Source organism: Corynebacterium sp. Marseille-P3884, assembly GCF_017942225.1.
Classification (GTDB): domain Bacteria; phylum Actinomycetota; class Actinomycetes; order Mycobacteriales; family Mycobacteriaceae; genus Corynebacterium.
Window position 1 is genome coordinate 68,317 of the sequence record NZ_JAGKSD010000012.1, and the last position, 9,725, is coordinate 78,041.

At 61.7% G+C, this 9,725-nt stretch carries 10 protein-coding genes, 4 tRNA genes and 1 rRNA gene; 13 read left to right on the forward strand and 2 right to left on the reverse strand.

The window, feature by feature from the left end; genetic code table 11:
* Window positions 1-15: 15 nt before the first annotated feature.
* The 10 genes from zupT to J5Y21_RS08450 all read left to right on the forward strand — a co-directional run bounded on the left by zupT (window position 16) and on the right by J5Y21_RS08450 (window position 4,904).
* Window positions 16-783 (forward strand): zinc transporter ZupT, encoded by a 768-nt coding sequence (gene zupT, locus J5Y21_RS08405; RefSeq protein ID WP_210574401.1) that lies wholly within the window; start codon window positions 16-18, stop codon window positions 781-783.
* A 9-nt stretch (window positions 784-792) separates the two neighbouring features.
* A complete protein-coding gene (locus J5Y21_RS08410; RefSeq protein ID WP_210574402.1) occupies window positions 793-1,641 on the forward strand; it encodes an SDR family oxidoreductase in 849 nt (282 codons plus the stop codon).
* 21 nt (window positions 1,642-1,662) lie between these two features.
* On the forward strand, window positions 1,663-2,079 hold the full coding sequence (locus J5Y21_RS08415; protein WP_210574403.1) for a YccF domain-containing protein: 417 nt from the start codon (window positions 1,663-1,665) through the stop codon (window positions 2,077-2,079).
* A gap of 9 nt (window positions 2,080-2,088) precedes the next feature.
* Window positions 2,089-2,775 (forward strand): DUF1345 domain-containing protein, encoded by a 687-nt coding sequence (locus J5Y21_RS08420; protein ID WP_210574405.1) that lies wholly within the window; start codon window positions 2,089-2,091, stop codon window positions 2,773-2,775.
* A gap of 62 nt (window positions 2,776-2,837) precedes the next feature.
* Window positions 2,838-2,913: transfer RNA gene (locus J5Y21_RS08425), tRNA-Glu, on the forward strand.
* Between the two features lies 1 nt (window position 2,914).
* Window positions 2,915-2,988 (forward strand) — tRNA-Asp (locus tag J5Y21_RS08430).
* A gap of 100 nt (window positions 2,989-3,088) precedes the next feature.
* Complete coding sequence (locus tag J5Y21_RS11840) at window positions 3,089-4,156, forward strand: HNH endonuclease signature motif containing protein (RefSeq protein WP_210574407.1); 1,068 nt, start codon at window positions 3,089-3,091, stop codon at window positions 4,154-4,156.
* 153 nt (window positions 4,157-4,309) lie between these two features.
* Window positions 4,310-4,383 (forward strand) — tRNA-Asp (locus tag J5Y21_RS08440).
* Between the two features lie 41 nt (window positions 4,384-4,424).
* Window positions 4,425-4,497, forward strand: a tRNA-Phe gene (locus J5Y21_RS08445).
* A 116-nt stretch (window positions 4,498-4,613) separates the two neighbouring features.
* A complete protein-coding gene (locus J5Y21_RS08450) occupies window positions 4,614-4,904 on the forward strand; it encodes a GNAT family N-acetyltransferase (protein WP_210574409.1) in 291 nt (96 codons plus the stop codon).
* A gap of 8 nt (window positions 4,905-4,912) precedes the next feature.
* Here the strand turns inward: J5Y21_RS08450 and epsC are convergent, their stop codons facing one another.
* Both epsC and cysK read right to left on the reverse strand, forming a co-directional pair.
* Window positions 4,913-5,503 (reverse strand): serine O-acetyltransferase EpsC, encoded by a 591-nt coding sequence (gene epsC / locus J5Y21_RS08455; protein ID WP_210574412.1) that lies wholly within the window; start codon window positions 5,501-5,503, stop codon window positions 4,913-4,915.
* A gap of 91 nt (window positions 5,504-5,594) precedes the next feature.
* Complete coding sequence (gene cysK / locus J5Y21_RS08460; protein ID WP_210574414.1) at window positions 5,595-6,539, reverse strand: cysteine synthase A; 945 nt, start codon at window positions 6,537-6,539, stop codon at window positions 5,595-5,597.
* 362 nt (window positions 6,540-6,901) lie between these two features.
* Between cysK and ramA the strand changes: the two genes are divergently transcribed.
* The 3 genes from ramA to J5Y21_RS08475 form a co-directional block, all read left to right on the forward strand.
* Window positions 6,902-7,741 carry an acetate metabolism transcriptional regulator RamA gene (gene ramA, locus J5Y21_RS08465; protein WP_210574416.1) on the forward strand — a complete coding sequence of 280 codons (840 nt, stop codon included), beginning with the start codon at window positions 6,902-6,904 and terminating at the stop codon, window positions 7,739-7,741.
* A gap of 31 nt (window positions 7,742-7,772) precedes the next feature.
* On the forward strand, window positions 7,773-9,026 hold the full coding sequence (murA, locus tag J5Y21_RS08470) for a UDP-N-acetylglucosamine 1-carboxyvinyltransferase (RefSeq protein ID WP_210574418.1): 1,254 nt from the start codon (window positions 7,773-7,775) through the stop codon (window positions 9,024-9,026).
* Window positions 9,027-9,601: 575 nt separating this feature from the next.
* Window positions 9,602-9,725 (forward strand): 16S ribosomal RNA (locus tag J5Y21_RS08475); the annotation flags it as partial.

Consider the following 9,725-nt stretch of genomic DNA (forward strand, 5'->3'; position numbering starts at 1 on the left):
CTGTAGGCTGCGCGCATGACGGCGTTCGCAATTTGCTTATTCGCAGGCTTATCGACGGCCCTTGGCGGCCTCATCGTCGCCCTCCAACGCCACCCAAGCGAACGTTTCCTGGCAGCCTCCCTTGGGTTCTCCGCTGGCGTGATGCTCTATATTTCCCTCGTCGAGCTGCTCCCCGAAGGTGTCGACGGGCTCGAAGAAGCCGGGGTCGCCGCAGCTGAGGTCTGGGGGCCGTTGGCGTTCTTCGGCGGCGTTTTGCTGATCGCGGTGATCGACCGATTCGTTCCCGACGAGATCAATCCCCACGAAGAGCCCAGCCCCGTCGCCGGTAGTGCGCGCATGCGGAAAGTCGGCGTCATGACTGCCATGGCGATCGCGATCCACAATTTCCCCGAGGGCTTCGCCACCTTCTTCGTGGCGTTGCAGGACATGGCGCTCGCGCTGCCGCTGGCCGTCGCTATCGCGATCCACAACGTCCCGGAGGGCATTGCCGTGGCTGTGCCGCTGCGCGAAGCGACCGGCAAGAAATGGCGCGCCGCCGGGTGGGCAGCCTTGTCCGGTCTGGCTGAGCCGCTCGGCGCCATCATCGGGTACCTATTCTTGCAGCCCTTCCTCGGGCCTGCGACTCTCGGTGTCACCTTCGCCGCGATCGCCGGGATCATGGTGTTCGTCAGCCTGGACAATCTTTTGCCTACCGCGATTGCGACGGGCCGCCACCACAGCGCCGTGTACGGTGTCGTCGGCGGAATGGCCGTTATGGCAGTGAGTTTAGTTTTGCTCGCCTAAGATTCAGGCATGGGGATCACACGTTTCTTTATCACTCCGCAGCTTCCGGAGGTCGGTGCCGGCGATCTCGCCGTGGTCACTGGCGCTACCTCGGGCATTGGGGAAGCTACAGTTCGGTTACTAGTGAGCGAGGGGTTCCGGGTGGTGGGGACGACGAGGAAACCAGGGGGCGTCGATAAGCGATTGCCTGGTGTGACATACGTCGGCCTCGACCTCGGCAATCCGGCGTCGATCGAGGCGTGTGCGGCCGAGATTCTGGCGATGGGCACCCCTGCTGTGCTGGTGAATAATGCGGGCGAATCGCAGTCGGGCCCCTTCGAGGAATTGCCTCGCGACGCGCTCGAACGGCTCTTCCAGGTCAACGTGATCGGGCATGTGGACCTCACCCAACGCCTCCTGCCCGCCATGCGCGCAGCTGGGCGCGGGCGCGTTGTGATGGTCGGCTCCATGCTGGGCAGCTTCCCGCTTGGATTCCGCTCCTCGTATGTCGCATCGAAAGCTGCCGTCAAAGGCTTCGCCACCGCCGCCCGCCGCGAGACAGCCCCTTTCGGCATTGGCTTTTCGACGCTCGAGCCCGGCGCCATCTCCACCGGCCTCTCCGCCCGCCGCACCACCTACGTCGATGAAGCTGGCCCGTACGCCGCAGAATTCGCGCGGATGCTGGCGAAATTGAACCGAAACGAAGCATCCGGCATTAGCGCCGAACGCGTAGCCCGTGAAATCCTCCGGCCAATCCGAGCTACGCGCCCCAAACCGCACTACGCCGTCGGGTCCATGGCACCCGTCGCTTTCGCTCTGGCGCGTGTCGTGCCGCAACAAATCACGCTCAACGTGATTTCCGCGAAGCACGACCTGTAGCACCCCATCTATGCTTTCGGCATGGGACTTATTCGACTGATTCTCAACATCATCTGGCTTGTCACCGCCGGGATCTGGCTCTTCCTGGGGTACGTGCTGGCTGGCATCGTGGCGTGCCTGCTCATCGTGACCATTCCGTTCGGCCTCGCCGCGTTCCGCATCGCCGGCTTTGTTCTCTGGCCGTTCGGACGTGAAGTCGTCGAGACCTCCAGCAGCGGGGGACTGAGCGTGCTCGGCAACGTCATCTGGTTCGTCGTCGCCGGCCTGTGGCTTGCTCTCGGGCACGTCGTCACCGCGGTCGCGCAGGCCATTACTATCATCGGTCTGCCGCTCGCGTGGGCCAACCTCAAGCTGATCCCGGTCACGTGCTTCCCGTTCGGCAAGACCGTGGTCAACTCGCGCGACGACCGCGCCCGGATGGTTCCCGTCGCCCGGTAATTTTCCGCGATGCGTTCTGAAGTCACCCGGTACGGAGTATCCACGGTCAGCGCCGCGATACTCGCGTTGCTGACGATTTTCCTTTTCCTGCGCGATGTTATCGCCGAAGGACAAGGCATCTTGCTGATCGTCTTCTACCTTGTGTACTGGGTGCTCTACGTGCTCATTTTCTGTTGGTGGACAGCGCAGCAACTGTCCAAGCGGACGCCGGACGAGCTGGCCGCCTACGCCACCGCGGAACATCAGTTGCGGCAACGGCGCTGGGTGCGCTGGCTCGGCATTAAAGGAGCAGCGAACCTCGCCAGCATCGGTGCGTTCGCCGCCATCAGCGTGGCCATTGTTCTCAGCCGCATTGACTATTTCCGCGAAGACTGGCGGTGGCTCGCTCTCGCTGGAGTGGCAGTGGTCGGGTCCTGGGCTTTCATGGTGCTTGCCTACGCTACGGAGTACCTCGAGTTGGACTACGCGGCCCGCGCTCCGCTATTCCGGTTCGAGCACACAGATTCCCCGCTTTTCGAGGACTACCTCACCCTCGCCCTCATGACGTCCGTCATGGGCGCCACCCTGCCTGCTACTCCCACCAACCGGCTCGCATGGCGAAAGCTGCGGGTGAACACTGCCTTTGCTTTCACCTTCAACACGATGATCTTCGCGATGGTTGTCTCCGTCTTAAGCACCTCGCTTTCGGCCGGATAACCAGCTCATTTGGAGGTAAGCCGAGGGGAGGCTTACGATAGGCGAGCTGTCTAACAGCGTGTGCCCCCATCGTCTAGAGGCCTAGGACTCCGCCCTTTCACGGCGGCAACACGGGTTCGAATCCCGTTGGGGGTACCAAGGCCCTGTGGCGCAGTTGGTTAGCGCGCCGCCCTGTCACGGCGGAGGTCGCGGGTTCAAGTCCCGTCAGGGTCGCAAACGGGTCCGAGCAAATGCTCGGGCCCTTTTCGCATTGTCTACTGAAGTAGACATTGTTTGGTGGATCTCGGGTTGCGATCGGTTTAACGTTTGTGTCGTGAACCAATTCGCGGCGCATGTGGGCGCAGGCAATGCCATCGACCTGCTGGGGAGTTTCGACGCCCAGCAGCTTGTCGACGCCGGCGCCAACCCCACCCGCGTTGCCGATTGGAAAGGCGTCTACGAGGTCTATTACGGAAAGACTCGGTTTTCCCGCCAGCAGGCTAATGCTGTTCGTGTTGCCCGCCAGACTGCGAAGTCGTTGGATCAGTTGGTGCTCATCGAGCAACGCATCCGCCCGTTGGGTACCGAAAAAGAAAAGTGGACAATCCGCCTGGCGTTGTTGTCGGTGCGCGGGAACTACGAGACGTTGAAGCGCCGCGCGAAAGACATCGTTCCTGAGGTGGATACACCTGCCCCTGAGTCGACGGTGCGGTTCGGTAAGGAGCGGAAAGGTAAACGCACCTTCAGCGCTACCGGTGATGCGCGGGATATCGCTGCTCTTGAGTACGCGCTGCGTCAAAAACTCGACGCTAACCGCCCTGAGGGCCCGCAGATGTACGAGGCCTTCCACGACCTGCTCCACAACGATGGTGCTGTCGCGGATGCTGTCCCACGCCCACTGGTCCAGATCCCTCTTCCGGATTACATCTCGATCCTCGGCGGCCAGGGTGATGACACCATTCTGGGCTTGTCTGATGGCACCACGATGACCGGTGCGGAGTATCTGATGCACCATCATTCCAAAGACCTTGAAGTGGCACTGTTCCACCCGCAGGCAGGTCCGGTGAATCTGTACAACACGAAACGGTTCGCCAATAAGAAACAGCGCGACCTCGCCCGAGCAACACTGACGACGTGTCCTGTGCCGGATTGTCGGCATGCTGCTGATAACTGCGAAGTCCACCACATCACCCCGTGGGCACGGGGTGGACAGACGAATATGAACAATTTGTCGGTGTTGTGCAGGTATCACAACCGCACCAACGATGATGCCCCCGACAGACACAACAGGGGTCGAATACAGATGCGCGATGGGACACCGACATGGGTTTCACCGCGCGGAACACCAGTACCGAACACCACACACCAATACGGTGCGATGCACCTGTTGTTCGGAACATAGCCGAGGGGCCACCACGCCCCACGGCCACTTCCGCACGCCCGAAAACCTGCGGTGTAATGCTGGTTTGTAATGTTTCGCGACCTCTGTGTAAGGTATCAATTCGTGCAAGACGCGGACAATAAATAGCCGCGGAAGTGCGAAACAAAAGAATAAGGCCCTGTGGCGCAGTTGGTTAGCGCGCCGCCCTGTCACGGCGGAGGTCGCGGGTTCAAGTCCCGTCAGGGTCGCTGAACTGTTGTTGCGTATTGCCTGCGCGGCGCACGGTTCCGGCCAGATAGCTCAGTTGGTAGAGCACACGCCTGAAAAGTGTGGGGTCGCCAGTTCGATCCTGGCTCTGGCCACAACCATGAAGTCCTCCTGCGAAAGCGGGAGGACTTTTTGCATATGATGGGTGCTTCCGAACTGATACGAACTGACACGAAACGTGGCGGTCGACAGCGCTTCGTAGGAGGGCACCATGGCGGATCAGAACGTGAGCATCGAGCACGACGCAGCGACGAAACGCTACGTCATCACGGTCGACGGGGAGCAGGCTGGGTTCGCGGATTACAGCGATGCGGATGACGCCACGCGCGATTTCAATCACACCATCATCGACCCCAAGTTCCGGGGACAGGGGCTGTCGGGGAAGCTCGTGAAGGAAGCTCTCGATGACACTCGCACCGCCGGCAAGAAGATCATCCCGACGTGCTCAGCAGTGGAGCATTTTGTGGAGAAGAACGCTGACTACAAGGATCTGGTCGCGTAAGCGCCGAACTAAATGACGTAGTTGTTGTCCTCGGCAACGTAGGAGTCGGGGTCGACGAGGTGCTTTCGCTCGTCGGACTTGCGCGGGCGGCACTTGGCGGGAATGCCGATCGCGATGCAGTTCGCGGGGACATCCTTCGTCACAACGGCGTTGGCGCCGACAGCGGAACCCTCACCGATGGTGATGGGGCCGAGGACCTTTGCGCCGGCACCGATGGTGACATTGTCGCCGATGGTGGGGTGGCGCTTGGTCTGGGTGAGGACCTGTCCGCCGAGGGTGACGCCGTGGTAGAGCATGACACCGTCGCCGATCTCGGCGGTCTCGCCGATGACGATGCCCATGCCGTGGTCGATGAAGAAACGGCGCCCAATGGTGGCACCGGGATGAATTTCGACGCCAGTGAGGAAGCGGGTGATCTGGGCGAGGATGCGAGCCGGTCCTTTGACGTCGCGGACCCACAGGGCGTGGCTGATGCGGTGCATCCAAATGGCGTGAAGGCCGGAGTAGACGAGGGCGTTCTCGAGATCGCCGCGCGCGGCTGGGTCGTGGTCGCGGGCGTTAGCGAGGTCCTCACGTATGGTCCTGATCACCTTCAGCATGGGGCGTAGTGTAGCAGCGCCAATAGCAGAGCCCCCTCGCGCTGAAGGATTGGATTCAGGGAGGGGGCGGGGCGTCGATAAGCGATAATGCTTAGTCGCGGATGTCCTCGTAGAGGATGGTGGAGATGTAGCGCTCGCCGAAGTCGCAGATCACAGTGGCGATCGTCTTGCCGGCGTTCTCCGGGCGGGACGCGACCTCGAGGGCGGCCTTGACGTTCGCGCCGGAGGAAATGCCGCCGAGGACAGCGTCCTTGCGGGCGAGCTCGCGGGAGGTGGCGACGGCGTCTTCGTTGGAGACGGTGATGACCTCATCGACGATCTCGCGGTTCAGGGTGCCCGGGACGAAGTTGGCGCCCAGACCCTGGATCTTGTGCGGGCCGGCCTGGCCCTCGGACAGCAGCGGGGAAGCGGCGGGCTCGACGGCGATGAGCTTGATGTCCGGGTTCTGCTCCTTCAGGTACTTGCCGGCGCCGGAGATGGTGCCGCCGGTGCCGACGCCTGCGACGAGAATGTCGATCTTGCCGTCGGTGTCGTTCCACAGCTCGGGGCCGGTGGTCTCGTAGTGGACCTTCGGGTTGGCCTCGTTCTCGAACTGGCGGGCGAGGATGGCGTTGTCGGTCTGCTCGACGATCTCGTTGGCCTTGTCCACAGCGCCCTTCATGCCGGCTGCACCCGGGGTGAGCTCGATCTGCGCACCGTAAGCGCGGAGGATGACGCGGCGCTCGACGGACATCGTCTCGGGCATGGTCAGGATGACCTTGTAGCCTCGAGCTGCGCCGACGAGTGCGAGGGCGATGCCGGTGTTGCCGGAGGTCGCTTCGACGATGGTGCCGCCAGGCTTGAGGTCGCCGGACGCTTCGGCTGCGTCGATGATGGCGCGGCCGATGCGGTCCTTGACGGAGTTGGCCGGGTTGTAGAACTCGAGCTTGCCCAGCACGGTCGCGTTGGCTGCGTCGGTGCCTTCGGTGATGCCCTTGAGCTCGACGAGCGGGGTGCCGCCGATGGTGTCAAGGATGTTGCTGTAAACGTTTCCCATTGTCGCTCCTTTGTTTTGTCCCCGGTTGGCGGGGCGTTGTGTTCACGGCGGGAGTCGGTTCACTCCCGCGGACGGACCCCATGGTACACGATCAAACCGGAAAAGATAGACAGAGCGGTCCAATCAGAATGAACTACCCGGTTTGGCGTGATGACGTGCGGTTGCTCCAGTTTCTGCGGGGCGGGGGTAGCTAGATGTTCGGGGTCGGGAGTGATCGGGCGCGAGTGGGTGCGGTTGTGTGGCTTGCAGGTCATTTTGCTACCCCCATAGGCGGGTTAGTATGGTTCTACCTGTACCGCAGAGACCGAATTACGCCCGCCGGCGGGGACACTCTAATGGGGGGCTTCCTGTAAGGAGTTTGAATGGATTCGCAACGGGTCAAGGACGACGATGATGCTATCCGCGCTTCGCTCACGTCACTGAAGACCGCGACGGGAATCCCTGTGGCGATGTACGGCACCCTTCTTGCCGATAACCGCCTGCAGATCACTCAGTGGATCGGGCTGCGTACGCCGGCGCTGCAGAATATGGTGATCGAGCCGAATCATGGTGTCGGCGGTCGCGTCGTGAGCACGCGGCGCGCGGTGGGCGTGTCTGATTACACGCGCGCGAATGTCATTTCGCACGAGCACGACGCCGCGATCCAGGACGAGGGCCTGCATTCTGTGGTCGCCGTCCCGGTGATCGTGCAGCGCGAGATCCGCGGCGTGCTCTACGTCGGCGTCCATTCGCCGGTGCGCTTGGGCGACAAGGTGATCGAGGAGGTCACCATGACGGCACGCACGTTGGAGCAGGATCTCGCGGTCAATTCCGCTTTACGACGCGTCGAGGGCGGCAAGGGCACCGCCAAGGCCGGCCGCGTAATGAACGGTGCCGAGTGGGAGCAGATCCGTGCGACGCACTCGAAGCTGCGCATGCTGGCGAATCGGGTGGAGGAAGAAGAGCTCCGCAAGGAGCTGGAGCAGCTGTGCGACCAGATGGTCTCGCCGGTCCGCGTGAAGCAGTCGACGAAGCTGTCGGCGCGTGAGATCGACGTGTTGTCGTGCGTCGCGCTCGGCCACACGAATGTGGAGGCTGCCGAGGAAATGGGCATCGGCGCCGAGACGGTGAAGTCGTACTTGCGCAGCGTGATGCGCAAGCTCGGAGCGCACACGCGCTACGAAGCGGTGAACGCGGCGCGACGCATTGGCGCGCTGCCGTAGGCGCCGCGGAATTTTCATTACCCTAGGGGGCGTGAAAGAGCGTTTTCTGGTTCAAGGTGGAGCACGTCTGCAGGGTGCCGTCCGGGTGGCGGGAGCCAAGAACAGTGTGCTCAAGCTGATGGCGGCGTCGTTGCTCGCGGAGGGCACGACGACGCTGAACAACTGCCCGGAGATTCTCGATGTACCGCTCATGCAGAAGGTCTTAGAAGGGCTCGGCTGCAAGGTGGAGATCGAGGGGACGGTCGTGCGGATTCATACGCCGGCGACGGTGTCTTCGCACGCGGATTTCGATGCGGTGCGGCAGTTCCGCGCGTCGGTCGCGGTGCTTGGTCCGCTGACTGCGCGGTGCGGCGAGGCGATTGTGGCGCTGCCGGGTGGCGACGCGATCGGTTCGCGTCCGCTGGATATGCACCAGTCGGGGCTGGAGAAGCTCGGCGCTAGTACGCACATAGAGCACGGCGCGGTTGTGGCGCGCGCGGGGCAGCTGCGTGGCGCCAATATCAACCTGGATTTCCCATCGGTGGGCGCGACGGAGAATATTCTCACCGCGGCAGTGCTGGCGGAAGGACGCACGGTCCTGGATAACGCGGCGCGCGAGCCGGAGATCGTGGATCTGTGCGAGATGCTCAATTCGATGGGTGCGCGAATTCAGGGGGCGGGAACGTCGACGGTGACGATCGACGGCGTCGATAAGCTGCATCCCACGGAACACACGGTGGTCGGCGATCGTATTGTCGCTGGCACGTGGGCATATGCGGCGGCGATGACCGGCGGTGACGTGACCGTGGGCGGGATCGCGCCGCGCCACCTTCATCTGGCGTTGTCGAAGTTGAAGAATGCTGGCGCGACGGTGGAGACCTACGAGCAGGGCTTCCGCGTGCGCATGGACGGCCGCCCGCAGGCTGTCGATTATCAGACGCTGCCGTTTCCTGGCTTTCCGACTGACCTGCAGCCGATGGCGATCGGGCTCGCCGCGATTGCGGAGGGCACGTCGGTGATCACGGAGAACGTGTTCGAGTCCCGGTTCAGGTTTGTGGACGAGATGCTCCGCCTGGGCGCTGATGCGACGGTGGATGGGCACCATGTGGTGCTGCGCGGCGTCGATAAGCTGTCCTCGACGGATGTCTGGTCTTCCGATATTCGCGCTGGTGCTGGTCTCGTGTTGGCGGGCTTGGTCGCGGACGGGGAGACGATCGTGCACGATGTGGAGCACATCGACCGAGGTTATCCGCACTTTGTTGAGCAGCTGAACCAGCTTGGAGCGTCCGTTACGCGCGTTGCGTAAATAAACGCTTATCGACGTCCCGTTTACCCCTCCTCGCCTGCTGGTTTGTGTTGTTGGTTGGGTGTGTGTAGCTTTATGTGAGTCAGCGTGACCGACAACGCCCCGCCGGGCGGTCCGATAGGGACTGGTTTTGGTGAGATGGCGGTAGGAAAACAATCGCTGGTAGATCCTTTCATTTGATTCGCATGGCAGGCGATTTTGTTTGTTGTGTGGGTGTGTGTAGGGTCGGTCAAGCCGCTTTGAACAGGCCCCGGGTTGTGGGGTGTGTTTGGGTGTGCGTGTGTTGTGTGAGAACTCGATAGTGTGCCAATGATTTTGTTTGGTTGGTTTGTGTGACTGTTTCATGCCTTTTTTGTGGTGTGTGCTGGTCGGTACTGTTTGAACCATTGATGGAACGGTGCCGCTGGTTGGTCGCATGACTGATTGGATTTTTGGTTGCCCTCTTCTTTTGCCCCGTCAGGGTTTGGAGGGTGACTGTTTAGTAATTTTTGGATTGCCAGGCCACATGTTTTGTGTGGTGTGGTTTGTTTTGGTTGGGTTTTGGGCTTTTCACGGCTCAGTTCTTGTACTGATTTTTTGTGGAGAGTTTGATCCTGGCTCAGGATGAACGCTGGCGGCGTGCTTAACACATGCAAGTCGAACGGAAAGGCTCCTGCTTGCAGGGGTACTCGAGTGGCGAACGGGTGAGTAACACGTGGG

Bases quoted from the DNA above. Each gene is read 5' to 3' on its own strand.
- zupT (WP_210574401.1), top strand. From the start codon at position 16: ATGACGGCGTTCGCAATTTGCTTATTCGCAGGCTTATCGACGGCCCTT.
- J5Y21_RS08410 (WP_210574402.1), top strand. From the start codon at position 793: ATGGGGATCACACGTTTCTTTATCACTCCGCAGCTTCCGGAGGTCGGT.
- J5Y21_RS08415 (WP_210574403.1), top strand. From the start codon at position 1,663: ATGGGACTTATTCGACTGATTCTCAACATCATCTGGCTTGTCACCGCC.
- J5Y21_RS08420 (WP_210574405.1), top strand. From the start codon at position 2,089: ATGCGTTCTGAAGTCACCCGGTACGGAGTATCCACGGTCAGCGCCGCG.
- J5Y21_RS08450 (WP_210574409.1), top strand. From the start codon at position 4,614: ATGGCGGATCAGAACGTGAGCATCGAGCACGACGCAGCGACGAAACGC.
- epsC (WP_210574412.1), bottom strand. From the start codon at position 5,503: ATGCTGAAGGTGATCAGGACCATACGTGAGGACCTCGCTAACGCCCGC.
- cysK (WP_210574414.1), bottom strand. From the start codon at position 6,539: ATGGGAAACGTTTACAGCAACATCCTTGACACCATCGGCGGCACCCCG.
- ramA (WP_210574416.1), top strand. From the start codon at position 6,902: ATGGATTCGCAACGGGTCAAGGACGACGATGATGCTATCCGCGCTTCG.